Source organism: Ohtaekwangia sp. (genome assembly GCF_036786105.1).
Taxonomy (GTDB): Bacteria; Bacteroidota; Bacteroidia; order Cytophagales; family Cyclobacteriaceae; genus Ohtaekwangia.
The window spans coordinates 15,034-40,604 of sequence record NZ_DAIQRQ010000025.1; the positions used below are offsets into that span (position 1 = coordinate 15,034).

General features: G+C 45.2%; 23 protein-coding genes. 20 read left to right on the forward strand and 3 right to left on the reverse strand.

What is annotated here, in order from left to right:
• Positions 1 to 151 precede the first annotated feature (151 nt).
• On the reverse strand, positions 152 to 577 hold the full coding sequence (locus V7Q33_RS12295; RefSeq protein ID WP_333820023.1) for an NADH-quinone oxidoreductase subunit A: 426 nt from the start codon (positions 575 to 577) through the stop codon (positions 152 to 154).
• A 117-nt stretch (positions 578 to 694) separates the two neighbouring features.
• Positions 695 to 1,135: a CBS domain-containing protein gene (locus tag V7Q33_RS12300; protein WP_333820024.1), complete on the reverse strand. Its 441-nt coding sequence runs from the start codon at positions 1,133 to 1,135 to the stop codon at positions 695 to 697.
• A 685-nt stretch (positions 1,136 to 1,820) separates the two neighbouring features.
• Between V7Q33_RS12300 and V7Q33_RS12305 the strand changes: the two genes are divergently transcribed.
• The 17 genes from V7Q33_RS12305 (at position 1,821) to V7Q33_RS12385 (ending at position 20,148) form a co-directional block, all read left to right on the forward strand.
• Positions 1,821 to 3,413, forward strand: a complete 1,593-nt coding sequence (locus tag V7Q33_RS12305) for a tetratricopeptide repeat protein (protein WP_331979515.1) — start codon at positions 1,821 to 1,823, stop codon at positions 3,411 to 3,413.
• A 67-nt stretch (positions 3,414 to 3,480) separates the two neighbouring features.
• Entirely contained in the window at positions 3,481 to 4,884 is a 1,404-nt protein-coding gene (locus V7Q33_RS12310; protein ID WP_333820025.1) for a vWA domain-containing protein, read from the forward strand.
• Positions 4,885 to 5,216: 332 nt separating this feature from the next.
• Positions 5,217 to 6,173, forward strand: coding sequence for a transketolase family protein (locus tag V7Q33_RS12315; protein ID WP_331979511.1), 957 nt, complete (start codon positions 5,217 to 5,219; stop codon positions 6,171 to 6,173).
• 89 nt (positions 6,174 to 6,262) lie between these two features.
• On the forward strand, positions 6,263 to 6,646 hold the full coding sequence (locus V7Q33_RS12320; protein WP_331979509.1) for a VOC family protein: 384 nt from the start codon (positions 6,263 to 6,265) through the stop codon (positions 6,644 to 6,646).
• A 100-nt stretch (positions 6,647 to 6,746) separates the two neighbouring features.
• Positions 6,747 to 7,109: an ArsR/SmtB family transcription factor gene (locus tag V7Q33_RS12325; protein ID WP_331979507.1), complete on the forward strand. Its 363-nt coding sequence runs from the start codon at positions 6,747 to 6,749 to the stop codon at positions 7,107 to 7,109.
• The gene (gene arsN2 / locus V7Q33_RS12330; protein ID WP_331979505.1) at positions 7,106 to 7,543 is read left to right on the forward strand and encodes an arsenic resistance N-acetyltransferase ArsN2; all 438 of its coding nucleotides are present in this window, start codon (positions 7,106 to 7,108) and stop codon (positions 7,541 to 7,543) included. The genes V7Q33_RS12325 and arsN2 overlap by 4 nt, the downstream gene beginning before the upstream one ends.
• 281 nt (positions 7,544 to 7,824) lie before the next feature.
• Complete coding sequence (gene serA / locus V7Q33_RS12335; protein ID WP_333820026.1) at positions 7,825 to 9,717, forward strand: phosphoglycerate dehydrogenase; 1,893 nt, start codon at positions 7,825 to 7,827, stop codon at positions 9,715 to 9,717.
• Positions 9,718 to 10,340: 623 nt separating this feature from the next.
• Positions 10,341 to 11,414 (forward strand): aminotransferase class V-fold PLP-dependent enzyme, encoded by a 1,074-nt coding sequence (locus V7Q33_RS12340; protein WP_333820027.1) that lies wholly within the window; start codon positions 10,341 to 10,343, stop codon positions 11,412 to 11,414.
• Between the two features lie 113 nt (positions 11,415 to 11,527).
• A complete protein-coding gene (locus V7Q33_RS12345; protein ID WP_331979499.1) occupies positions 11,528 to 12,064 on the forward strand; it encodes an RNA polymerase sigma factor in 537 nt (178 codons plus the stop codon).
• A gap of 37 nt (positions 12,065 to 12,101) precedes the next feature.
• Positions 12,102 to 12,512 (forward strand): hypothetical protein, encoded by a 411-nt coding sequence (locus tag V7Q33_RS12350; RefSeq protein WP_331979497.1) that lies wholly within the window; start codon positions 12,102 to 12,104, stop codon positions 12,510 to 12,512.
• On the forward strand, positions 12,512 to 13,027 hold the full coding sequence (locus V7Q33_RS12355) for a hypothetical protein (RefSeq protein WP_331979495.1): 516 nt from the start codon (positions 12,512 to 12,514) through the stop codon (positions 13,025 to 13,027). Before V7Q33_RS12350 ends, V7Q33_RS12355 begins: the two co-directional genes overlap by 1 nt.
• Before the next feature lie 60 nt (positions 13,028 to 13,087).
• On the forward strand, positions 13,088 to 14,020 hold the full coding sequence (locus V7Q33_RS12360) for a hypothetical protein (protein ID WP_333820028.1): 933 nt from the start codon (positions 13,088 to 13,090) through the stop codon (positions 14,018 to 14,020).
• 47 nt (positions 14,021 to 14,067) lie between these two features.
• Positions 14,068 to 15,942 carry a M1 family metallopeptidase gene (locus V7Q33_RS12365; protein WP_333820029.1) on the forward strand — a complete coding sequence of 625 codons (1,875 nt, stop codon included), beginning with the start codon at positions 14,068 to 14,070 and terminating at the stop codon, positions 15,940 to 15,942.
• A 282-nt stretch (positions 15,943 to 16,224) separates the two neighbouring features.
• Positions 16,225 to 18,237: an NAD-dependent DNA ligase LigA gene (gene ligA / locus V7Q33_RS12370; protein ID WP_331979489.1), complete on the forward strand. Its 2,013-nt coding sequence runs from the start codon at positions 16,225 to 16,227 to the stop codon at positions 18,235 to 18,237.
• A gap of 9 nt (positions 18,238 to 18,246) precedes the next feature.
• Positions 18,247 to 18,753 (forward strand): DUF6913 domain-containing protein, encoded by a 507-nt coding sequence (locus tag V7Q33_RS12375; RefSeq protein ID WP_331979487.1) that lies wholly within the window; start codon positions 18,247 to 18,249, stop codon positions 18,751 to 18,753.
• A gap of 28 nt (positions 18,754 to 18,781) precedes the next feature.
• The gene (dapA, locus tag V7Q33_RS12380; protein ID WP_331979485.1) at positions 18,782 to 19,657 is read left to right on the forward strand and encodes a 4-hydroxy-tetrahydrodipicolinate synthase; all 876 of its coding nucleotides are present in this window, start codon (positions 18,782 to 18,784) and stop codon (positions 19,655 to 19,657) included.
• Positions 19,654 to 20,148 (forward strand): GNAT family N-acetyltransferase, encoded by a 495-nt coding sequence (locus V7Q33_RS12385; protein ID WP_331979483.1) that lies wholly within the window; start codon positions 19,654 to 19,656, stop codon positions 20,146 to 20,148. Before dapA ends, V7Q33_RS12385 begins: the two co-directional genes overlap by 4 nt.
• 14 nt (positions 20,149 to 20,162) lie before the next feature.
• Here the strand turns inward: V7Q33_RS12385 and V7Q33_RS12390 are convergent, their stop codons facing one another.
• Complete coding sequence (locus V7Q33_RS12390) at positions 20,163 to 21,596, reverse strand: T9SS type A sorting domain-containing protein (protein WP_333820030.1); 1,434 nt, start codon at positions 21,594 to 21,596, stop codon at positions 20,163 to 20,165.
• Between the two features lie 633 nt (positions 21,597 to 22,229).
• Between V7Q33_RS12390 and V7Q33_RS12395 the strand changes: the two genes are divergently transcribed.
• The 3 genes from V7Q33_RS12395 to V7Q33_RS12405 all read left to right on the forward strand — a co-directional run bounded on the left by V7Q33_RS12395 (position 22,230) and on the right by V7Q33_RS12405 (position 25,391).
• A complete protein-coding gene (locus V7Q33_RS12395; RefSeq protein ID WP_331979479.1) occupies positions 22,230 to 23,198 on the forward strand; it encodes a vWA domain-containing protein in 969 nt (322 codons plus the stop codon).
• Positions 23,199 to 23,212: 14 nt separating this feature from the next.
• Positions 23,213 to 24,127, forward strand: coding sequence for a tetratricopeptide repeat protein (locus V7Q33_RS12400; protein ID WP_333820031.1), 915 nt, complete (start codon positions 23,213 to 23,215; stop codon positions 24,125 to 24,127).
• Between the two features lie 85 nt (positions 24,128 to 24,212).
• Positions 24,213 to 25,391, forward strand: a complete 1,179-nt coding sequence (locus V7Q33_RS12405) for an acetyl-CoA C-acyltransferase (protein ID WP_333820032.1) — start codon at positions 24,213 to 24,215, stop codon at positions 25,389 to 25,391.
• Positions 25,392 to 25,571 lie beyond the last annotated feature (180 nt).

Consider the following 25,571-nt stretch of genomic DNA (forward strand, 5'->3'; position numbering starts at 1 on the left):
GTGTGTCCTTGATATATATACTTCTACTTTCGTTGATCGATATTATTTGTTCAATGTTCAACGTTCACTGCACTATTCTTTTCCTCTCGCAGCTCATGGCTCAAAGCTCGCAGCTATTTCAAGCAGCCAGTGGCCTGTAGTCAGCAGCTACCTACTGTCCAGCGCTCATCTTCCTATATGCTTTCAATATCTTTTTCCCATCGGGGCCGAAGTCGAGAGCGCCTGCACGCCACTCGTATATAAGTACTACTACCAGCAGGATCAGGAATACGATCACGCCAGTATAGCCATACCATCCCAGTTCGCGGAAGGCTATTGCCCACGAGAAAATAAAAATCGTTTCGACATCGAAGATGACGAAGAGCATAGCAACCAGGTAGAACTGGGCAGAGAAACGGATGCGTGCAGAGCCGGTGCTGAGTATACCACCTTCGTACGGATCGTGGGTGGCGCGTTCGTTATGATGTTGGCCTAATATATAGGAGAGTCCGAGCATGGCTCCTACCAGACTCAATACGATCAGCCCGTACACGAATAAAGGCCAAAGCGAAGCACTATGTTCTGTTGGAGTTTCCAACGTAGTGGCTTTTTAAGAACCTTATACCGAATACTTTTTCGATCTGCGGGCGTATGTCTGCAGAGGGAAGTGCAAAAGAAAACGCGAGCAATTCAGATTACTCGCGTCACGTCAGGCTTACTGATGATGACCTGTGATGTAAAATTCCAGGTCTTCGATGATGCCACGTTGTTCCTCCATGATGAAACGAACAACGTCACCAATCGAGATCATGCCTACCAACTCCCCATCGTCTACCACGGGTAAATGACGAATGAAACGGTTGGTCATAGTCTTCATGCAATCTTCGATGCTGGTGTCGGGAGAAACCGTTACCGGGTTTTCAGTCATGATCTCTCCTATTAACGTATCTTTCGAAGATTTACCTTTCAGAATCAGCTTGCGGGCATAGTCACGTTCTGTGAAAATTCCCATCAAGTGTCCCTGAGCATCGGTGATCAGAAGTCCACCGATATTCTTGAGCGACATTAACTCTATAGCTTTATAGACAGTTACCGAAGGAGCAACGGAAAAGACAACACTTCCCTTGCTCTGAAGGATGTTTCTAACTTTTCCCATACGAGTGTCTGTTTGATTGGAGTAATTGAAGATAACACTTTTACAGATACTAATGCAAGCGTTTGAAATACTATATTTTCAGCGATTATACCATAATGCCCTGTATTCGTGCAATTCGGCACTTTGAATGCCCTGGCGTTGAGAAGTTGTTAGAACAGTAATAAGACTGGAATTAAATGCGGGAAGAAAAAGAGTAATGCCCAAGTCGGAAGTTTCCCACCTGACAGGTGAAGAATGAATGAACGTATGCAGAAGTCTCAACCCCTTCCAGCGGTTGGTAGCAAATAGTTCACAACTCAAAAAATTAACCAACGCAAAAAGTATACAGGGCCAACACACCACTCCCGGCTTGCCATTAACGGCCCTGCATTAAAATGTCAGGAAGCAGGCCAACAGGCCACACGTACATATCGGTTTACGTTATCATACTTAAATATATACCTCCATAGGCGGTACTGTTATGCGCACTATAGGTCTTCACAACCTCAAAACTTAGCAATGATGTACTTTTCCTTGTAAAACAGATTTTTTAACACTCGCCCTGCATTTTATTTTTATACCTTGGAAATTTAAATGTTATAACTAAGGTTTGAAGCATTTTTTGAATTTGTCTATGCAGCAGAAAACCACCACACCAGTACCATTCACACCTGTATTATCTACCGCGCTGGTAATTTTCCTGCTTATGGCTTTACCTGTCCTCGCAAAAGCGCAGGCTGAGCTGAACCCACAAGACACCATCAGCATTCTGGCGATGATTGAACAGGCAGATAATACCTTTCCGGTATCGCTTGACCAGGCTTTATTAATAAATGAATCAGCCTACCAGAAGTCAGTAGCTATACAATATCAAAATGGCATCGCCTGGTGCCTTACTCAAAAAGGATATATGCTCTCACGCGGTTTGTCGAAGCACGAAGAAGCCCTTGCATTATTTACACAGGCATTGCAGATCAATGCCTGCACGCCCGTTAAAATGAAAACGAAGCGCGAGATTGGCCGCATCTTCGCCAGACGCGGGCTGTATGAAGAAGCGATGCTTTATTCGCAGGAAGTGTTGCGTTATTCAATCGGGAAAAATGATGCCGATGCTGCCAAATATAAATCTGACATAGCTTTATGTTATTGGAAGATTGGCAATTTCCCCAAAGCCAAGAGATTGCTGCTGGAATCAACGGATTACTTTTCACATCGCAATTCTCCTTACGATATTCTCCGAACCAGCATCAACTACCAGAATCTGGCCGAGCTCTATACATTGATTAACGATGATGACAGTGCACGTATTTTTATACACAAGGTTGATTCGATCGAGAGTCTTCAGGGCAATCATCACCTCACTACTTCCACTAATCTTACGCTGGCCGATATACACTTGCGCGCGGGCAACCGCGACTCTACCCTCTACCATCTGCAAATTGCCAGGCATATTACGGCGGAAGAAAACTCTGCATCAATCTTCAATGCGCTGGCGTCATTTTATATAGGGCATCGGCCCGACAGTGCAATGTACTATAATAATAAAGCACTGGGGCTGGCCGATCGCGAACCTGATGATCACTATAATGCACTCAAAATCCGCTCACATTTATTTCAATCACTTAACAAGCCTGATTCAGCTATAGCCTATCTGTCCAAAGCAGAATCTTTTCAGGACAGTATATTGAACGTAAGACGAAAAGCGCTGAGTGATATTCTGCTGCGCACATCACAGCAGGAAGACCAGCTCTTCAGTCTCACCAGGTTGCAGGCACGCTCGCGCCAACATCTGTACTGGCTGTTGAGTGGTATTGTTGCTTTACTGCTCCTGTCTTTTGCACTGTACAGATTATTGAGGCGCTCGAAAAAAGAAGTAGAAGAAAAGCGTTTGCAATTGCAGACCGCTGCACTGGAGCTGATGGAGAAAACACGGCTGGTGGAAGAAGCACAGCGTAAGATCGAATTGCAGGAAGCAAAACCGAACGATGACGAAACTTTTCGCAAGTACAACCAGATTCTGCAAAGCAATATTATTACGGAAGAGGACTGGAATAACTTCCGCACACTCTTCGAAGAAATATATCCCGATTTCTTTTCGCGCCTGCGGTATCTGCATCCTTCCCTTACACGCGCTGATATGCGCCTGCTGGCCGTGCTCAAAATGAATTTATCAATGAAGGAAGCCGCCAGAATACTGGCTATCTCGCCCGACAGTGTGAAGAAGGCCAAGTACAGGCTCAAGAAGAAGCTGGGCATGGAGCAGGAAGAAAGCCTGGAAGATTTTCTGCAACAGGTATAGATAAATTCCATCATTCGTTTTCTTACCACAACAATCTCCCCGACATTGCAACGTTTAAATGTCGCAGATGAACCGGTATATCTTTTTAATTACATTACGTGGAGCGTTGCTATGCATGATGGTAATAACATGCTGCTCGCTGGGTTTCGCTCAGAAGAAACTGATACAGCGCGTACCTGAAAAAACGCGCATACTCTTTTTGTTTGATGGCTCGGGAAGTATGCTGGAGCCGTGGGGAAAACCCAACCAGATCAAGATTAACATTGCCAAGTCTATCCTGACACAAATCGTAGATTCACTCAGCCATAACGACAAGCTGGAGCTTGCACTGCGTATTTATGGTCACCGGTCGCCACGCGAAGCCAACAACTGTAAAGATACATGGCTGGAAGTACCCTTCAAGCCCAAGAACCACAAACTTATTATTGACAAGATCAACGAGATCAAACCAAAAGGTGTTACTCCCATTACGTATTCGCTGGAGCAAGCCGCAAAAGATTTTCCTGGCGGTATAGGCTATCGCAACATTGTTATACTCATTACCGATGGTATAGAATCGTGTGGTGGAGATCTGTGCGCAACCTCGCGCGAATTGCAAAAGAAAGGTGTATTCCTCCGCCCCTATATTATTGGTCTGGGGTTGCGTGCTGAAAAAACACTGGATTGTGCCGGTAAATATATCAGCGCTGAAACTCCGCAGGCCTTTCATGAAGAGTTGAACAAAGCGATACAAGCCACGTTCTCGAAAACAACCGTGAGTGTAGAATTACTGGATGCCCGTAATCAGCCAACCGAGACAAATGTCAACGTAAGTTTTGTGAACTCGCTTACCGGCATCAGCATGTATGACTTTGTTCATTACCGCGATTCGCAAGGTCGCCCCGACTCTGTGCAGATCGATCCGGTGGTTGATTATGATTTTGTAGTAAACACCATCCCGCCGGTAGTGAAGCGAAATGTAGCCATCGGGCTGGGCAAGCACAACACCATTCGTATACCCGTTCCGCAGGGAAATCTGCAGGTGCAGCAGGAAGGCCGCAAAGACAATAACCTTGAAGTGATTGTGCGTGAGAAAGACAAAACCAATATCATTCACGTGCAGCACAGCAATGAAACGGTTCGCTATATAACGGGTAAATACGAAATTGAAACGCTCACGCTGCCCAGAAGAAAGTTCACAGTCGATATTCAGGCGAACAAAACACAAAATATATACTTACCGGCACCGGGCATTGTAAACTTCAACACAATCTCTACCGGCTATGGAAGTTTATATGAAATGAACGCTGACGGCACCCAGCAATGGATCTGCAACCTCGACAACCTGAAAGCTAACTTTACTTTCACGATGTTGCCCGGCCGGTATAAAATTGTTTTCCGGGTGAAGAATGCTTCGGGCAGCAAGTTCACAGGCTTCAAGGTGTTTGACCTCACCCCGGGCGAAACAAAAATGTTGAATGTCTTTAACTGATTACAAGAGAATGATCCAGGGCAGCAATGCAAGTATCAGGGCAATGATAAACCAGATGATGAGCTTGCGGTCTGATTTCTTTTCTTCTGAGGATGAGGTGGATGAGTGGTTCATGGTGGAATGGTAACGATGTACTGAACGGATGAACCTACAGGCTGTTCGCCTCTTTTATGACTTTAACAAAACGTTAACAGTTTATGGATCAGCGTGCTGGAAGAACCAAAATTATTTACGACTTTCGCACTGCTTTCAATGTGCTCAGGTGTTGATGTGTTGGAGTGTTGAAGTTTTACAGAGCATATACTGATTTATAATTTGTACTTGATAACTATATGACCAAATTTACCTTCACTGAAAAGAAAGATACACGCTCTGGGTTTGGCGTGGGCCTGCACGAGCTTGGCAAAAGCAATTCGAATGTAGTAGCACTCACCGCAGACCTTACCGGGTCTATGAAGATGGATGCTTTCAAGAAAGATTTTCCGGAACGCTTTTACCAGGTAGGTATTGCTGAAGCCAACATGATTGGCCTCGCTGCAGGTATGACGATTGGTGGAAAAATTCCTTTCACCGGTACATTTGCCAACTTCTCCACCGGTCGTGTATATGACCAGATTCGTCAGTCTGTAGCATACTCAAACAAGAACGTAAAGATATGTGCATCGCATGCCGGCTTAACGCTGGGTGAAGATGGCGCAACGCACCAGATACTGGAAGACATCGGTATGATGAAAATGCTCCCGGGCATGACGGTAATTGTACCCTGCGACTATAACCAGACGAAAGCTGCTACCATTGCATTAGGATCACACGAAGGTCCTGCATACCTGCGCTTCGGTCGCCCGAGCTGGCCGATTTTCATGGGTGCAGACAGACCTTTCACCATTGGTAAAGCAGATAAGCTGATCGAAGGTAAAGATGTAACGATCTTTGCCTGCGGCCACCTGGTATGGCACGCTGTGGAAGCAGAAGCTGCACTTGCTGAAAAAGGAATCAGCGTTGAGCTCATCAATATTCACACCATTAAGCCTCTTGATGTTGAAGCTATATTAACATCGGTTGCCAAAACCGGATGTGTTGTTACCTGCGAAGAGCATCAGATCAACGGTGGCCTGGGCGACAGCGTAGCACAAGTATTGGCGCGCTTCAATCCTTCACCCATCGAGATGGTAGCGGTGAACGATTCGTTTGGCGAAAGCGGTACTCCTACACAACTTCTCAAGAAATATGGACTTGGTCCGGAGAATATTATAGCCGCCGTTGAAAAAGTACTGAAACGGAAAAAATAGAAACCGAAGAAGATGCCCCGCTGAAGCGGGGTATTTTTTTGCCCGCCACTTTTTACGTACTTGTCGCTATCAACGCTAAACACACCGCTATGGAGATGCTCGATAATTCGATAACGTGGTTTGAAATACCCGTGAGTGATTTTGATCGCGCCAAGAAATTCTATTCTGCTATCTACGATTACCAGATGCCTGAAACGATGGTTGGCCCTACACGCATGGGTTTCTTTTTATATGAACAGAAAGAGCAGCGTGTGGGCGGAGCAATCTGTTTTGGTAAAGGATATACTCCTACAACGGAAGGGGCACGGGTATATCTGAACGGAGGCAGTGATCTGAGCATGGTACTGGACCGTGTAGAGCAGGCAGGCGGCAAAGTAATTCTGCCTAAAACGCTCATCGCTCCCGAACATGGCTACTATGCACTCTTCCACGACACGGAGGGCAATCTGCTCGCACTGCACTCGCGGAAGTAACAGGCAAAACACCAGTTAGTAATGCATCGTTACGGCACACGGAGAAAGTGATACCGGTCAATTTAGCTTATTATGGGATATTATCGTAATATCACGATCCATGGGAGCATCCAAAATCGACAACTTTACACCAGCCCAGATACACCTGGCGATGTATGCAAAAGCGTTGGGGCATCCGGCACGTATTGCTATTGTTCAGTTTCTTGCGCAACGCAAAACATGTGTATGCCGCGACATTGTGAATGCCTTGCCGCTTTCGCAGTCTACTATATCGCAGCACTTGCGTGAACTGAAGAATGCAGGACTCATTCGCGGTAACATTGATGGACCCAGTGTATGGTATTGTATCGATGAAAAAATATGGAACCGCGCCAAACGCGCGCTGGGCAATCTCTTTGATAACTGCGATCCTGCTACGATGACAAACCGATTTCCTGAACTCCAAAAAAGCATTCACGTATGACACTCACCTATAAAACCATTAACGACCTCGAGAGCTTTGAAATATTTCGTTCGCTGTTGAAAGCTTCCGGATTGCCTGCCGATGATCTTAACTTCAAAAGAGATTTACTGGTAGGATATTATGAAGCTGATCAACTCGTAGGCACGGGAGCGTTGGAAGTATATGGTGACTATGCTTTACTCCGATCGCTTTCGGTAAAGCTTGGCATTCGTGGTAAATCAGTAGGCACTACCATTACGGATTACCTTATCGATGAAGCACGCAAGCGAAATCTGAAAGGTATTTACCTGCTCACTGAAAAAGCAAGAGGCTTCTTCCTTAAGAAAGGTTTTCTCGATACTACACGCGATGCTGTTCCCCAGGAGCTTCATGCCTCGTCTGAGTTCTCGCACGTATGCCCTACGTCTGCAGTGGTGATGCACCTCGCTTTGTAGTTAATCGTTAAGCGTTACCGGTTAATCGTTATCAGAAGAATCTATTTAACGATTAACGCTAACTGATAAGCGGTTACTTAAATGACGAGCCAGGACACCGATCAATGACTGATGATCTGATTGTGATCAGTTCAGATGACAGACTCTTCCTGATAGCGATTAACCTGTAACGGATAACGATTACCCAACAACGATCATCCGTTAGGAAAGAAATTTAGCCGTTCACCAAACTATAAATCGTAAATGATAAATTACATTTGCGCTTCATTTTCCAACCCCTTATGAAATTGAATAAATATTTTGTTATCGATTTCGACAGCACCTTCACGAAAGTAGAAGCATTTGATGTACTGGCCGACATCTCTCTTCAGGATCATCCTGAAAAAGAAGAACGCAAAAAACAGATTATACGGATCACCAACCAGGGCATGGATGGCTCGATATCGTTTCGTGAGTCGTTGGAAAAAAGATTAAACCTGCTGGCCCCCAGTCAGCATCACTTGCCTGCGCTCATCAACAAACTGAAAGGCAGTGTATCCGAATCGTTCAAACGCAACAAGGAATTCTTTCAACAGTATTCCGACAACATCTATATTATCTCCAACGGCTTCAAAGAGTTTATTGAGCCGATCGTTACCGAGTTCGGTATAAAATCTGAAAATATACTCGCCAACGAATTTCGCTTTGACGACAATGGCAAAGTAATCGGCTTCGATACCGAGAATCCATTATCAGCCAACGGCGGTAAAGTAACACAACTGAAAAAACTGAATCTCCCCGGAGATGTATATGTGATTGGCGATGGCTATACCGACTACGAGATCAAGCATGCCGGTCTTGCCAACAAGTTCTTTGCGTTCACTGAAAATGTAGAGCGTGAAAATGTGAAGAATAAAGCAGATCACATCACACCAAGCCTTGATGAGTTTTTATACCTCAATAAGCTCAACACGGCTATCTCCTATCCGAAGAATCGCATTAATGTGTTATTGCTGGAGAACGTTCACCCTGTAGCCGTAGAGTTGCTCCGCACCGAAGGCTTCAATGTGGAAACTTACCACGCAGCGATGACAGAGGAAGAGCTGATCCAGAAGATCAAGAATGTTTCTGTGTTGGGTATACGCTCTAAAACACAGGTAACAGCAAAAGTACTGGAGCACGCCAATCGCCTGATGGTGATCGGAGCGTTTTGTATCGGCACCAACCAGATCGACCTGAAAGAAGCAACAAAGCGCGGCATAGCCGTGTTTAATGCTCCGTTCAGCAACACGCGTTCGGTTGTTGAATTAGCTGTAGCAGAAATGATCATGCTGATGCGCAACATCGTAGACAAATCGGCCAAGATGCACAAAGGTGTGTGGGACAAGTCTGCAAAAGGAAGTTTTGAAGTACGCGGCAAAAAACTCGGCCTCATCGGCTATGGAAATATAGGTACACAACTTTCCGTTATCGCGGAATCGCTCGGTATGAAAGTGCTGTACTACGACACTGAAGAAAAGCTGTCGCTTGGTAATGCCATCAAATGCAAAACCCTGAATGAAGTATTGGAGCAGGCCGATGTTATATCGCTCCACGTAGATGGCCGTAAGGCAAACACCAATCTTATCGGTCCGAAGGAATTTGGTCTGATGAAGAAAGGTGTGATTTTCATTAACCTGAGCCGCGGCCATGTAGTAGATATACAGTCACTGCGCGAAAATATACTGAGCGGCAAAGTAGCGGGCTGCGCCATCGATGTGTTTCCATACGAACCGGTGAGCAACGATGAAGAGTTTATGAGCGAACTGCGCGGTTTACCGAATACGATTCTTACACCACACATTGGCGGTAGCACACTGGAAGCACAAGAGAACATCGGTAAATTTGTGCCCGGCAAAATGATGGACTATATCAACACGGGCAGTACATCCAACAGCGTAAATTTTCCGAACCTCACGTTGCCAATCCTGCAGGATGCACATCGTCTTATACACATTCATAATAACGTGCCGGGTATACTGGCGAAGATCAACCAGCTTCTGGCCGATCACGACATTAACATTGTAGGTCAATACCTGAAGACGAATGAATCTGTGGGATACGTTATCACAGATATTAACAAGCAATACGATAAAGAGGTGATCGCAAAACTCCGCGCTGTGGAGAACACGATCAAGTTCAGAGTGCTGTATTGATATACAGTATATCTCATTGCTATAAGAAACGCGCTGCAAATTGTAGCGCGTTTTTATTTCCCACAGAAGCAAACCGTTATTGGTTACAGGTTAACCGTAACCAGACTCTTCCGGATAACGATTAACCTGTAACAGTTAACAGCGCTCACAACGCAGTGTGCTATATTTAATTTACTACTAGAGAAGATCGTGCTAAATGAAATGGCGGGCAGAAAATAAAAAACCCAATGGATTTGGTGAGGTGTTTCTGAACCCCATAAAGACAAGTTTTGAGCTGCCGTCAATCGCAACCTTCTTCTGTTAACCTGCTTTTTGGGCGAGGTCCCGATAAATATCGGGATGAGGCCTGATTTTGGTTGAAAGCTTCGCTCGGTATTTGTTTAAATTGTTAGGTTCAGCAAACGTGTCCCAAATCCAAGGGTAATGCGAACTTAGGCAAAACACTTTTCCCTGCCAAGATTGATTAATAGTATTTTCTGCTACTTGCGCTAAAAGCCCTTCTCCAACGGTTACGTGCCATTTCAATCTTTAAATTGTTGTAAAAAATTGATTTCATTTTTAGGGAACTTTTAATCTCAGGCAGAGGCTGTGTACAATTGTATACATTATTTTTACGGGCGATTATGAATCCTAAGATTAATTTTACGCCCGGTCCTTCACAACTTTACTTCACAGTAGAAGATCACGTACGCGCTGCTTTTCGCGATGGCATTCCCAGTATATCCCATCGCAGCAAACAGTATGAAGCAATCTATAAAAAAGCCGCAGATGGCTTGCGCACCTTGCTCGGACTTCCCGCTAACTATCATGTACTGTTCACCGGATCAGCAAATGAGATTTGGGAGCGGATCGTGCAAAATCTGGTGGAAGAAAGTTCGCTGCACTTTGTAAACGGATCATTCTCTAAACGTTTCTTCGAGATCGCGCAGCTTCTCAACAAAAAGCCGATCAAAATAGAAGTACCCATGGGACAAGGCTTTAATTCTTCCGTGGTAGTCCCGGCAGGAGTCGAACTCATCGGTGTTACGCATAACGAGACAAGCACCGGAGTTTGTCAGCCACCTGAATTTATATACAACCTTCGCGCGCAGAGACCCGATGCGCTCATTGCAGTAGATGCCGTGTCATCGCTGCCCTACCCTGACTTTGATTACAATAAAGTAGATTCTGTTTTCTTCTCTGTGCAAAAAGGATTTGGCTTGCCAGCTGGTCTGGGTGTATGGCTGGTGAACGACCGTTGCATTGCAAAAGCAGAGCAGTTGCTGGCGAAAGGAATCTCGATCGGTTCATTTCACAGCATACCATCCCTCTACACGCACGCGCTTAAAAATCAGAATCCCGAAACTCCCAATGTGCTTGGTATATATTTACTGGCCGAAGTAGTTGACGACATGATTCGCAGAGGCATCAGCACCATTCGGAAAGAAACGGAATATAAGGCAACGCTGCTATACCAGGCACTTGAAAATCACAGCCTGTTAAAACCATTCGTACAGGATAAAAGCCTTCGGTCCAAGACGGTGATTGTAGCCGATTGTGGCGAGCATACGGAGAAAATCACGCAACTGCTCATCAGCAAAGGTATGCAGCCCGGCGATGGCTACGGATCGTTCAAGAAGACGCAACTGCGCTTTGCCAATTTCCCTACACATTCAAAAGAACAATACGAGCTCCTGGTGGATACCCTCGCAAATTAATGCCGTAGCGTTGGCATATAGTCGCGGAGATGCTATATCTTGCAGACTAAATTCCCCCATTTAAACCTTCGTTTTGAACTTTTGTCTAACATCCGATATCCACCAATCTCTACTTGGAAGATAAAGAGCTTTTAGAAAAAATCCGGAACGCAGACACGCGGAATTATGGGTTTAACCTGTTGGTGAGGGTCTATCAGCAACGGGTGTACTGGCACATCCGAAAAATGGTGATCGACCATGACGATGCCGATGATGTAACCCAGGAAGTATTCATCAAGATACACAAGAACATCGACAATTTTCGGGAAGACTCCCAACTCTATACCTGGATCTATCGCATTGCCACCAACGAATGCCTGAGTTTCCTTCAGCGTAAAAAACGCAGATTCTTTCTTCCCATTGCCGATGTCTCCAAAGAACTTAGTGCGAAACTGGACAGCTCTTCGCACGTTTCAGGAGATGAAATACAATTGAAGCTGCAAAAGGCATTGTTAAAGCTGCCCGATAAGCAACGGGTGGTTTTTAACTTGAAATATTTTGAAGATATGTCGTACGAGGAGATTGCAGCCATCACCAACACCAGCGTAGGTGCGTTGAAGGCAAGCTATCACCATGCGGTGAAGAAAATCGAAGATTTCCTTTCTGCATAATTAAACTTTTAAGAATTTCTAAAGTCGAAGAAGTAACATGAAACTTGAAGACCTGCCGAAAAAAGAGATTTTCACCGTACCTGACGGGTACTTTGATAAGCTTCCGGGCATTATCCAGGCTCGTGTTGCCAAAGGGCAATCTGCGCGCCCGGCGATGCGCTATACACTTCAATATGCTATTCCAGTTGTAGCCTTGATCGCGGTCGGCATCTTCTGGATCATCACCATTTCTACTCCTACTACACCGGAAGAAATGCTGGCGGAGATACATACTACAGACCTGGTGGCATACCTGGACGATGCCGATATTTCTACGGATGAGCTGATCGATCACACGGTATTGGATGAACAGGATGCTGCCGCCATTGAGTCGGCTGTATATGGCTACCAGCTCGACCAGGAAACACTGGACATAATAACAGACGAAATAGATTTAAATAATTTGTAATGAAGATATTAACCAACATCGTTGTATTACTGTTATTGTCGGCACCGCTGTTTGCGCAGGATGACGACATACAACAGGAACAAGACCCGCAGGTTAAACAAAAGATACAGGCTGCGCGCGTAGCCTATATAACCGATCAGTTAGGACTCACACCAGGCGAAGCCGAAAAATTCTGGCCGGTATACCGCGAGTTCTCCGAGAAACGTCAGCAGCTGTTAAAGCAGTATCGTCAGGCCAAGCGCAATCCTGATCCCAGTAAATCTACCGAACAGAATGATAAAGACCTGGTGGAGATGGGCCTGAAAGTAAAGCAACAGGAAGTAGACCTGGAGAAAGAGTATTCTGACAAACTTCTAAAAGTGATCTCTGCACAAAAGTTACGATCGTTACCAGATGCTGAAAAAAGATTCAGGCAAATGATCCTGGATCAGATACAACGCAGACAAGGCATGCAGGAAAGACGCGAGAAGATGCGCGACCGCCAACAACAACGACTGCAGCAGCGAAACAATTAATCTGGTAGTAACGCCGGTTGCGCTTACCACTACCATCAATCTCCGCAGCTGGCAATCCTGATGAAGTTAAAGACCCTTACCCTCCTCTGTACAATAACTTGCACTGCGCTCTTCGCGCAAGACAGGAATGCTATACTTCCGGATAGCGATTCGCTGCTCACCTATACCGATTCGCTCAACGTATTTGCGCTCATCGACAGCCTGCTGCAGATGAATGATATTGCCGGCTCTCAGCTGGCTGTACGCGTAGGCTATAACAGCAACGTAATGTCTGCAGGCCGTACATTGGGTATTGAGAACTTTGGTCTTGCACCTGGTATTTCCTATTATCATACGTCAGGCCTTTACGCCGATGTTACCGGCTATTGGAGCAAAGACTTTAAACCCTCGTATTACCTTACCGTAGGCTCTGTCGGTTACATGTATACTTTCTCCAAACGATTTTCGGCCATGGCCAACTACGATCACTACTTCTATTCTGAAACCGGCGATGATGTATATATACCGTACAAGAATACGCTGTCTGTAACACCAATACTCGAATTCAAACCTGTATCGCTCTCGATAAATTACTCGTATTACTTTGGCGATACACATGTTCACCGCATCATGCCGGGATTAAGTATCTCCTTGCAAAAGCATAACTGGAAAGGCATCGACCGCATCAGTATTATGCCCTCATTCTTTGCGTTGTTTGGCAATGAAGTAATTTCAGAGATTCAATACCCGGAGACTCTTCGCGAGCTTATCCGCAGGATCAGGCAGGGATTGCCGTGGTATGAAGTTATTAATCACAACGAATTTGGTATTCTCAACTACATGATCAGTGCACCCCTCAGCGTAAGTTACAAGAAGTGGAGTTTTACCTTTACCTATAGCTACAATATACCCAAAGCACTTCCCGGAGAAACACTCACCTACTCTGAAAGCAGCTACCTCTCCGGCAGCCTTACTTATTTTATCGACCTGCGGCCACATAAAACAGGTTTGTAATATTGAAGTCTTTGAATATTTTGCCTGATAATCATTAACCAAACATCATGCAGTATTGCAAGAAACTTCTTTTAGCGGTTCTCGTGTTGGGCACCTCGTATATGCCGGGCATTGCACAGGACTACCGCTGGCAACAACGGGTAGAGTATAGTATGGATGTACACCTCGATGTAAGAACTCACCATGTTACCGGTACTCAAAAACTAACTTATTACAACAATTCGAAGGATACACTTTCTAAAGTTTACTACCATCTTTACTTCAACGCCTTTCAGCCGGGAAGTATGATGGACGTTCGCTCACGCAACATTGCTGATCCTGATCCCCGTGTAAAAGATCGCATCTCCAAATTGAAAGACGATGAGATCGGATATCAGCACATCCTCGCATTGAAACAGGATGGGAAAGATGCTCAATATCGTGTAGACGGCACAGTGCTTGAAGTAAACTTACCGAAGCCGATCCTTCCGGGAGCCAAGACGGTATTCGACATGAAGTTCGAATCGCAGGTGCCGATACAGGTCAGACGTTCGGGCCGCAACAACAAGGAAGGTATAGCGTACTCCATGACACAGTGGTATCCCAAAATGGCAGAATATGATTTTCGCGGATGGCATGCATATCAATATGTAGCACGCGAGTTTCACGGGGTGTGGGGAGACTTTGATGTGAAAATCACCATCGATCCTACTTTTATTCTCGCCGGTACCGGTAAACTCGTCAATGCCGACAAGATCGGTTATGGATATGAAAAAACAGGTACCACGGTGAAGCGTGCCGATGGCGAGCTCACCTGGAACTTCGTAGCCAAAAATGTTATTGACTTCGCATGGGCAGCCGATCCTGATTATATACACGATCGTGCACAAGTACCCAACGGGCCGGAGCTGCATTTCTTCTACCAGAAGAACGACAAGATCATAGACAACTGGAAGAAGATGGAAAGCTACGCCGTAAAGCACTTTGAATTTATGAGCTCCACCTTCGGTAAATATCCTTACGAAAGCTACTCCATCATACAAGGTGGCGATGGCGGTATGGAGTATCCGATGTGTACGCTGATACTCGGAGAAGGAACCTTTGGCGGACTGGTGGGTGTGATGTCGCACGAAGCCGCGCATAGCTGGTACCAGGGCGTATTGGCCTCCAATGAATCGCTATATCCGTGGATCGATGAAGGCTTCACCGATTTTGCAAGCCAGGAATCAGAAGCGTTGCTTTTCAATACACCCATGAGCGATGCACATACGGGAAGCTATAATTCATACTTCAACCTCATCAAGCGAGGACTGCAGGAACCGATCAGTCAGCATTCCGATCACTACAACACCAACACTGCCTATAGCACTGCTGCCTATTCAATGGGTACTGTGTTCCTGCATCAATTAAAGTATATCATGGGCGAAGATAATTTTTACAAAGGCATGCGCCTGTACTACAACAGCTGGAAATTCAAACATCCGGAGCCGAATGATTTTATTCGTGTAATGGAGAAAGTATCCGGTCTGCAACTGAAATGGTATATGAGCTACTGGGTGAATACAACCAAGAAGATAGACTACAGTATCAAGACCGTATTGGAGAAAGACGGCAATACCTTTGTAACACTGGAGCGCCTCGGCGATTTCCCGATGCCGGTTGATCTGGTGGTGACCTATAAAGATGGCAGCAAAGAATTATACTATATACCATTGAATGAAACGCTGGGTGGTAAACCTGCAGAAGATAAGACAGTGAAGCGTGTTGACCTGGACGAATGGCCGTGGGTAAATCCATCCTATACCGCGCAGATCAATCGTAAGGCCAGCGACATCGCGACCATTGAAATTGACCCAAGCCAACGCATGGCCGACATTGAGCGAAAGAACAACAGCGTAGATATATCGCAGGGATTGAAGGCCTATCAGAATACTACTAAATAAGTTAACCGTTACACGTTAATTGTTATTCGTGAGCCTGAAATCAGGAAGACACAGAGAAACCTTTGTGTAACTTTGTGTCTTCTTTGCGTTTCTTTGTGCAACTGGATTTTTGTTTTCCACAGAATAAACCTGAACCATCGACACACACAACTTCACCTCCACACTTTCCAGCAGCCTGAAGCCTGAAGCCCATCTTCTCTCCTGCAACTCCCGCACACAACGCGCATCTAGTAGCTAGCAGCTCACAGCTTTTTCCTAAATTACAGCGCTTAATTTTTACGTATGACACCCTCACAAGCGCAGAAAGAAATACAACAGCTTACGGAAAAGATTCAGTATCACAACGATCTGTATTATCAGCAGAATAAAACGGAGATCAGCGATCAGGAATTTGATATGCTGTTGAAAAAACTCGAGCAACTCGAAAAAGAATTTCCGCAATTCAAACAACCTGACTCTCCTTCGCAACGCGTAGGCGGCACGATTACAAAAGAATTTGCCACAGTATATCATAAATACCCGATGCTCTCGCTCGGCAACACGTACAGCGAAGAGGAGCTGACGGATTGGGATGCGCGTGTAGCGAAAGGACTTGAAGGCGATACATACGAGTACTTCTGTGAATTGAAGTTTGACGGTGTATCCATGAGTCTCACCTACGAGAATGGATTGCTGGTACGTGGCGTTACGCGCGGCGATGGCGTGCGCGGTGATGACGTTACCAACAACATCAAAACAATTCGCTCTGTACCATTGAAAGTGAAAGGAAATGATATACCCGAATCTTTCGAAGTGCGTGGTGAAGTGTTTCTTCCGAAAGATGTCTTTGCCCAGCTCAACAAAGAGCGCGAAGACATTGGTGAAGAGCGTTATGCCAATGCCCGCAATACAGCTTCGGGCACAGTAAAGATGCAAGACTCTACCGAGGTAGCGCGCAGAAAACTGGACTGCTATACCTATGCATTGCTGGGCGATCATGCCGATACCCATGCCGATGCCATTCACAAACTGGAGCAATGGGGATTCCACGTGTCTCCAACATATCGCAAGTGTAAAAATATTCAAGAGGTAATCCGGTATATACATGAATGGGATACCAAACGCCAGGACCTTCCGCTGGAGACAGATGGTGTAGTGGTGAAAGTGAACAGCCTCGAACAACAGGAGCGCCTTGGATTTACCGCAAAGAGCCCGCGGTGGGCTATTGCCTATAAGTATAAAGCACAAAGCATCAGCACGCGACTGAATGGTGTTACATACCAGGTAGGGAGAACTGGTGCCGTTACGCCCGTAGCCGAACTGGAACCTGTGTTCCTTGCGGGTACAACCGTAAAGCGCGCCTCGCTTCACAATGCCAATGAGATTGCACGATTAGACCTTTGCATTGGCGACTATGTATTTGTAGAGAAAGGAGGCGAAATTATTCCGAAAGTTACCGGAGTCGATCTGGAGAAAAGGCATCCGGGGGTTCAACCGGTGCAGTATATCACGCATTGCCCGGAGTGTAACACGAAGCTGATCCGTTATGAAGGAGAGGCTGCGTTCTACTGCCCGAACATCAACGGCTGCCCTCCACAGATAAAAGGACGCATTGAACATTTTATACAACGCAAAGCGATGGACATTAACTCGCTTGGGGAGCAAACCATTCGTCAGCTGTATGACCTCGGATTGGTGAAGAGCCCTGCGGATTTATACAAGCTTACCCGCGAAGACGTGCTTCGCCTCGATGGTTTTAAAGATAAGTCGGCCAAGAATTTACTCGATGGTATTGAACATTCGAAAACCATACCGTTTGAAAGTGTGATGTTCGCTATCGGTATACGTTATGTTGGCAAGACCGTGGCAGAAAAGCTAGCGCGCTATTTCAAGTCGATCGATAACATCGCAAAAGCAACACCGGAAGAATTACTGAAGGCCCCGGAGATTGGCGATAAGATCGCTCAGAGTATATATCAGTTTTTCGGTAATCCGGAAAACCAGGTAGAGATCGCGCGACTTAAGGAAGCAGGACTACAGTTTGAAAGCAACGCCAAAGAACCTGAGAAAGTGAGCGATGTGCTGGGCAATAAATCGTTTGTGATTTCGGGAGTATTTCAGAAATATGAGCGCGAACAATTACAGGATATCATCGTACAGAATGGAGGAAGAGTGCTATCTTCCGTTTCGGGGAAGTTGGATTATTTGCTCGCAGGTGATAATATGGGGCCCTCAAAGCGCGAGAAAGCCGAAAAACTGGGCGTGAAGATCATCTCCGAACAAGACTTTGAGCAACTATTAGGACATACATCATAAATACCGGCAATGAGGCTTAACTTTCTGAAATTCAAAACAAATGCTCTTTTAAAGAAAAATAAAGCTTTACGCGCCAATGTAGGTTATAAGCAGGCAAAAACGGTGGGTATCATCTTCTCGGTAGAAGACAAGCAGAAGCACTTCATCGTAAAAGAATTTATCAAGAAACTGGAGCTGGATGAAAAAAATGTGCAGGTGCTCGAGTACCTGCCTGCCAAGCACGACAACTACGAATTCAAGTTCGATTTTTTCACGGAAAAGGATCTGTCGTTCTGGGGAAACATCACATCACACACCGCCTTGCAGTTTGCAGAAGCGCCCTTCGATTTTTTATTTTATATCGATCTTACTCCTAATCTGCTCGTGTTACATTTGCTGGCTAAAAGTAAAGCCAAGTGCCGCGTAGGAAAATTCTTTGATGATGGCCAGTTATACCTTGACCTCATGATTGAATCAGTAGCCAACACACAGGCATTGATCGACAGTATGTATAAATATGCGAGCCAACTGAAGTAAAAACATTCACGAATTTCAATACCTCTTTATGAAAAAGTTTTATGGAACCGGTGTAGCATTGATTACACCGTTCACCGAGTCGCTGGAAGTTGATTACAAAGCCCTCAAAAAATTACTGAGCCATACAGCGAAGGGTGCGGATTACTATGTTGTGATGGGCACAACGGGTGAATCGCCTACCGTAACTTCTGAGGAGAAGAAAAAGATATTGCAATTCGTAAAGGACAACAATAGTAAGAACCTGCCGATCGTGTATGGCATTGGAGGCAATAACACCGAAGAGATACTGGAGGCAATCCGTGAAGCAGACCTGAAAGGTGTGGACGCCATTCTCTCGGTGAGCCCATACTATAACAAGCCATCGCAGGAAGGCATCTATCAGCATTTTAAAAAGATAGCCGATGCATCGCCAGTGCCGGTTATCCTCTATAACATTCCGGGGCGCACCGGTTCGAACGTAACGGCCGAAATAACGCTCCGGCTGGCTGCGCACAAGAATGTGATCGGCATTAAAGAATCGTCAGGAAACCTGGAGCAATGCATCAAGATCGCCAAGTATATGCCGAAAGATTTTCTGCTGATCTCGGGCGATGATATGCTGGCGCTGCCGGTTTATTCCATTGGTGGTCAAGGTATCATTTCCGTGCTTGCCAATCCTTTCCCGGTGGTCTTTCGCAAGATTAAAGAATATGTGCAGGCGGGTAATTATACCAAAGCTGCACAAGAAGTATATAAACTCTCCGATCTCAACGGAGCAATGTACGAGGAAGGCAACCCTATTGGTGTAAAATATGTACTGTCGTTGCTCGGCATTTGTACACCGCTTGTTCGTTTGCCACATGCACCCGCTTCCGAAGGTTTAAGAAAACGCATCAGCACATTGTTCGAACAAATAAAGAAATGATATCTATCCGCAATGCTGGTGTAGCCGATATCGCCACGATACAGGAACTCGCGGAGAAAACCTGGTGGCCAACATATTCCGGATTGCTGTCGGATGAGCAGATTCGCTTTATGCTGAATATGATTTATTCGCATGATGCTTTGAAAAAAGTAATGGAAGACGGATCGCAGCAGTTTCTCCTGTTGGCTGATGAACACGGCATCCAGGGTTTTGCTTCCTACGGCCCACGCAGGGAAGATCCTGTTGTATACAAACTTCACAAGCTCTATATACTCCCCAACAACCAGGGAAAAGGTTATGGAAAACTGATGATCGAGGAAGTAACGAACCGCATAAAACACCAGAACAGCTACACACTCGATCTGAACGTAAAACGCGACAACCCTGCCATAACATTCTACGAGAAAATGGGCTTCGCCAAAATCTACGAAGAAGATATACCCATCGGCCCCTATTGGATGAAGGATTATGTAATGCGGAAGAAAGGGTAGCGTTTAACTATTCGTTATTCAACAATTAGCTTTTGCCTGTAAACGCTATTGCTAGTATATACTTGTAACAGATAAATACCTGGTACAGGCCTCTGAGATAAATGTACGGCCAGCACTCCACGTTCATTAGCATCTGCGTAGTATCCGCGGTATAGCTCTTCTCCCGATATCGTACTGATTGTTACCAGGTATGAACTACTGACAGATTGCACAGGAACAAAGAGCTCTGTTCCTGTTAGCGGATTTGGATAAGCCTGTGTTGCTGTCTTTTCTACTGTAACAGACCGCAAGCCAAGAAATTCTGTCTTACCATCCAGATCGGTCTGCTTAAGCCGGTAATACGACAATCCTGTGAACGGTTCGTAATCGGTTAAAGTATAATTATGTTTTACATTGCTGTTCTGTGCACCGGCTATACTCGCTACTTCTTCGAACGCGGTGCCATCGGCTGAACGTTCTACTGTAAAGAAATCGTTGTTCCGCTCCGAAGCCGTAGCCCATTGAACTACTACATCATTATCAGCAGTATATACATTCAGTGATGTCAGCTCCACAGGCAAAGGCGTTTGCACGGAATTGCCGGTGGCCAGTGTAAATCGCATATTATTACCGATGGCGCTTACCCCTGTAAAGGCATATATATTGCTGCCTAATGAGATTGCACCCGTGATAGGAGTCTCATCCGCAAATAAACCATCATTGTTAGTGTCCACCAGCAACTTCAGGTCTGTTGTAACCACTGTTCCCAGATTTGATAAATCGAATTGCAGATCTACACTGCCCACATCTACTGCAGTACCTGAAGAGCTTACCTCACTTACTCGCCATACTCTGCCAAACCTGGCCGTTACACCACTGGGTACATCCGTAGTGTTATTGGCTTGCAAGGTTCCATTGTTATGCCCCCAGATAAAAAATTCATCATTACCCAGATCGGTAGGATTGAGTATGCGCAGGATCGATGTTCCCTGTGCATCATTGTGAATGTTGGAGGCATCTACCCTTCCTATACCGGCTACTTCATAATCGAAATCACTCCCCGCATTATCTTCATCATACACATCGTAAGTTGATAAGGTAAGACCATATTTGGCAGCGAGGTAATTTTCAATGATGATCCGCTTCGCACTGTTGATGGCCTCGCTATAAAGTATCAGCTCCGCTACCTCTCCCTGAAAACTTCTCCCTGAATAGTTGGCAGAACCTATTGAAAATCCACTGGTAACGGCCCAATCAAGATGATCACCGGTTGTGTTTATTATATTCTTGTCATCATTCCAGGCATTAACGCTGGTTCCATTCTTGGCAATCACTCCAACATGCCATACACTTTGCGTTACTGAATTGACAGCAGAATAAGCATTGGAAGTAAGATTTCGCAAGCGCAGCCTGTCATTTGTTACTGTAAAGGATCCATAGTCAACTGAAGTACCAGTTGATGTCCCCATGATCTCACAGTTATTAAGATTGGCTGTGAATCTAAAGACATAAAGAAACGTCCGATTATCAGAAGTTCCTATTGAAGAAATCGTGTTATTTAAATTCAATCTTTCGAAGTTCGATTGAACAAATTGCACTGCTCCATGGCTGTTTATTAAACCTGATACAAATTCAGGATCCTTACTTCCAGGACCAACCATGTTTAATCCATTTCCTGATTGATCTGCCCAATTGCTTACATCATTTGCGCTTCCACCGGAAGCTGAATGATCAACCGTGGAAATTCCTTTGTCTATATCCAACCAAAGTTCCAAAGTTGATGAGCCATCACGTAAACCTATGCCCCCAGGACCGGTTTGAGATAATGCAAAATGAGGCAAAAGAAAAATTACTACTGAAAGCAGTGACCAAACTCTAGACATTGACATAAGCCGACTTTATGAATCAAAATTATGCAACGAAGTATTCATTCGCCTCTGTATAAAACCGTAGAATCCAATACGTATTTTCACGTATATCTATGATCTGTTAATCCATCTTATCCCCACGATATTCAAACTATCTGCAGGCTTCTTATCCGAAAAGCACTTGCATAACCAGCTTGGGAATTGTTAATTGCTGATTGTAAAATCGTTTGTAACGTGGATTGGTATCGTGATTTAGGAATAACAGAAATTATCTTCATCGCGCTGTTCGCGATATTGTATGCACTGTACCTGGTGCGTGTGATCCGCATTGGAAAAAGTCTGAACACCCCCTACTCTACGGTGTTCATTAAGCTGATATTGCGAACGCTATACTTTGCATTGTTCCTGGTCGCTTTACTGGGCCCCTCCTTTGGTGGTTCAAAGAAAGAAGTGAAGTCGGTGGGAAAAGACATAATGATCTGCATTGACCTTTCAAAATCTATGGACGCTTTCGATGTGCAGCCCACGCGCCTGGAGAAGATTAAGTTTGAAATGAAGCGACTGGTGAACGCATTCAACTCCGATCGCATTGGCATCATTATTTTCAGCTCCGAAGCCTTTATGCAATGCCCGCTCACGTACGATCAAAATGCATTGAACCTGTTTATTGAAACGATGAATTCCAGTCTTGTGCCCAGCTCCGGAACTGACTTCGGTCCTCCCCTGCGCATGGCGTTGAAGAAACTGGAAGATGAGAACGGTCCGCCTACACAATCAAAATCCAAGATCATTATCCTGATCAGCGATGGCGAAGATTTTGGAGAGGAAACGGAAGATGTTACCCGTGAGATTGAAAACAAGGGCATCAAGCTCTTCACACTGGGCGTTGGCACAGATGCCGGTGGCAATATTTACGCTGGCCGCGGATTAAAGACCGACAGAAACGGGAAACCTGTACTTACCAAGCTCAATTCACGTTCGCTGAAGGATCTGGCCAGCAAGACCGATGGCCAGTATTTCGAAATCAATGAAACTAAAAACGATGTTTCGCGATTGATCAATACAATTGGCAAGATTGAAGGTGAGTTGCGCGATAAACGTTTTATGGATGTTACCGCTAATAAGTATTTTTACTTCCTGGCAGCAGCGGCAATCTTGCTGGTGATCGATATAATGTTGAACATCCCTACGTTACGGATATAAATGATTTCGTGAGCATGAAGTATATCGTAGTTTCCCTGTTCCTGATTGCATTTGTAACCGATCCGCTCCGGATTGGCAAGATCAACCGTGCCAAATCAGAAGCGCGTGACGCCTATACCTCAGGCGACTATAAAGCAGCGATACAAAAATATCACTACCTCATCGACTCCATGAAGGTTGCTGAAGATGAGCTGAAGCTGAATTTAGCCAATGCTTATTTTCTGTTGAATGATACTGCGAATGCTATCACGAATTACCAATCACTTACTGCCAGCAAGAAGAACGAAGTGCGATCAAAGGCACATCAGCAGCTCGGTATCATTAACTACAGGAAACAAAAGCTTGAAGAGGCATTGAATGATTTCAAGCAGGCTATTAAAGCACATCCTGATAATATGGATGCCCGCTATAATTATGAATTGTTAAAGAAAAAACTGGACGAGAAGAACAAGAAGGATCAGCAGCAACAGCAAAATAAAGATCAGAAACAGGATCAGAAGAAAGATCAACAGAATAAAGACCAGCAAAACAAGGATCAGAAAGATCAACAGAAAAAGGATCAGGAAAAGAAAGATCAACAAAACAAAGAGCAGCAGAAAAAAGACCAGCAGCAGAAGGAACAAGAGCAGAAAGAGAAAGAGCAGCAACAAAAAGAAAAAGAACAACAACAAAAGGATCAACAGAACAAAGATCAGGAAAAGAAAGATCAGCAGGATAAAAAAGACCAGCAGTCAGAACAGAAAGACGAGCAGCAGAAACAGGAGAAGAAACCTAATCCGCAGCTCTCTGAAAAGCTGGAGCAGATGAAGATGAGCGAAGAGAAGGCACGCATGATTCTCGAAGCTATGAAGAACCAGGAAGTACAATACCTGCAACAGAATAAACGCAAGGCTACTAAACCGCGCGACAAAGGCAAACCGGATTGGTAATCTGGTTACCGCTATATCACCAACAAAGCTATAGCTGTACGTTGTTTATAGATAGCTCCAAACACAACCAGAAACTCATTAACCCATGAAAGAAGTATACATCATTTCGGCCGTGCGCACTCCGATCGGAAGTTTCGGCGGAAGCCTGTCATCACTCACAGCTATAGCTTTGGGCTCTATCGCTGTGAAAGGTGCTGTTCAAAAAGCTGGCATCGATCCTAAACTTATCCAGGAATTATATATCGGTAATGTGATCTCGGCCGGGTTGGGTCAGGCTCCGGCTACGCAAGTAGCTGCCGGCGCTGGGCTCGGTTTTGAAATTCCATGCACACTTGTAAACAAAGTATGTGCTTCCGGTATGAAAGCCGTGATGCTCGGAGCGCAGTCCATTATGCTGGGTCAAAACGATATCGTTGTGGCCGGCGGTATGGAAAGCATGAGCAACATTCCCTATTACCTGATGAAGGCACGCTATGGGTATAAATATGGCAACAGCGAACTGATCGATGGTTTGCAACACGATGGTTTGACGGATGTATATAATCATATTGCCATGGGCGTATGTGCTGACAATACGGCGAAGGAGATGAACATCTCGCGTCAGGATCAGGATAACTATGCTATCGGATCGTATAAACGCTCGGCTGCATCGTGGGCGGGCGGTAAATTTAAAGATGAGATTATACCGGTAGAGATCACCGATCGCAAAGGAAACGTGACTGCCTTCGCCGAAGATGAAGAATATAAAAATGTAAACTTCGACAAGATCCCTGCATTGAAGGCAACGTTCACGAAAGATGGAACCGTAACGGCCGCCAATGCCTCTACACTGAACGATGGTGCCTCTGCGCTGGTGCTCATCAGCAAAGAGAAAGCACAAGAGCTTGGCATTAAACCCATCGCGAAGATCAGAGGTTTTGCTGATGCAGCACAAGACCCGATGTGGTTCACCACCGCTCCTTCCCTGGCTATACCGAAAGCGATCAAGCATGCGGGCATCGATAAAAAAGATGTTTCATACTACGAGATCAATGAAGCGTTCTCCGCAGTAGCCATCGCTAACAACATCAAGCTTGGTCTCGATCCGGAGAAAGTAAATATCAACGGAGGTGCTGTTGCGTTAGGTCACCCGCTGGGTGCATCCGGTGCGCGCATTACTACAACGTTGATCAACGTATTGAAACAGAATAACGCTGGTATAGGTGTAGCCGGAATCTGTAACGGTGGCGGAGGAGCTTCCGCGATTGTGATTGAAAATATGTAAACAAAAAATCCCGGGAAACCGGGATTTAGTTTTTTATAGTATCACGCGAATGATGGCGTTTCAAAAGTTCGGCATCGCGATTTCCTTCCCGGTAAAAATGAATGGCAAACGCTATAGCAAAACCTGTAATGGTGCTCAGAAAAACGAATGCGTATATAGTTACAAAGTCGAAGGTCATGG

Excerpts from the sequence above, each read along its gene's own strand:
- V7Q33_RS12300 (WP_333820024.1), bottom strand. The coding sequence starts at position 1,135 with ATGGGAAAAGTTAGAAACATCCTTCAGAGCAAGGGAAGTGTTGTCTTT.
- V7Q33_RS12305 (WP_331979515.1), top strand. The coding sequence starts at position 1,821 with ATGGCTTTACCTGTCCTCGCAAAAGCGCAGGCTGAGCTGAACCCACAA.
- V7Q33_RS12310 (WP_333820025.1), top strand. The coding sequence starts at position 3,481 with ATGAACCGGTATATCTTTTTAATTACATTACGTGGAGCGTTGCTATGC.
- V7Q33_RS12315 (WP_331979511.1), top strand. The coding sequence starts at position 5,217 with ATGACCAAATTTACCTTCACTGAAAAGAAAGATACACGCTCTGGGTTT.
- V7Q33_RS12320 (WP_331979509.1), top strand. The coding sequence starts at position 6,263 with ATGGAGATGCTCGATAATTCGATAACGTGGTTTGAAATACCCGTGAGT.
- V7Q33_RS12325 (WP_331979507.1), top strand. The coding sequence starts at position 6,747 with ATGGGAGCATCCAAAATCGACAACTTTACACCAGCCCAGATACACCTG.
- arsN2 (WP_331979505.1), top strand. The coding sequence starts at position 7,106 with ATGACACTCACCTATAAAACCATTAACGACCTCGAGAGCTTTGAAATA.
- serA (WP_333820026.1), top strand. The coding sequence starts at position 7,825 with ATGAAATTGAATAAATATTTTGTTATCGATTTCGACAGCACCTTCACG.
- V7Q33_RS12340 (WP_333820027.1), top strand. The coding sequence starts at position 10,341 with ATGAATCCTAAGATTAATTTTACGCCCGGTCCTTCACAACTTTACTTC.
- V7Q33_RS12350 (WP_331979497.1), top strand. The coding sequence starts at position 12,102 with ATGAAACTTGAAGACCTGCCGAAAAAAGAGATTTTCACCGTACCTGAC.
- V7Q33_RS12355 (WP_331979495.1), top strand. The coding sequence starts at position 12,512 with ATGAAGATATTAACCAACATCGTTGTATTACTGTTATTGTCGGCACCG.
- V7Q33_RS12360 (WP_333820028.1), top strand. The coding sequence starts at position 13,088 with ATGAAGTTAAAGACCCTTACCCTCCTCTGTACAATAACTTGCACTGCG.
- V7Q33_RS12365 (WP_333820029.1), top strand. The coding sequence starts at position 14,068 with ATGCAGTATTGCAAGAAACTTCTTTTAGCGGTTCTCGTGTTGGGCACC.
- ligA (WP_331979489.1), top strand. The coding sequence starts at position 16,225 with ATGACACCCTCACAAGCGCAGAAAGAAATACAACAGCTTACGGAAAAG.
- V7Q33_RS12375 (WP_331979487.1), top strand. The coding sequence starts at position 18,247 with ATGAGGCTTAACTTTCTGAAATTCAAAACAAATGCTCTTTTAAAGAAA.
- dapA (WP_331979485.1), top strand. The coding sequence starts at position 18,782 with ATGAAAAAGTTTTATGGAACCGGTGTAGCATTGATTACACCGTTCACC.
- V7Q33_RS12385 (WP_331979483.1), top strand. The coding sequence starts at position 19,654 with ATGATATCTATCCGCAATGCTGGTGTAGCCGATATCGCCACGATACAG.
- V7Q33_RS12390 (WP_333820030.1), bottom strand. The coding sequence starts at position 21,596 with ATGGGGACATCAACTGGTACTTCAGTTGACTATGGATCCTTTACAGTA.
- V7Q33_RS12400 (WP_333820031.1), top strand. The coding sequence starts at position 23,213 with ATGAAGTATATCGTAGTTTCCCTGTTCCTGATTGCATTTGTAACCGAT.
- V7Q33_RS12405 (WP_333820032.1), top strand. The coding sequence starts at position 24,213 with ATGAAAGAAGTATACATCATTTCGGCCGTGCGCACTCCGATCGGAAGT.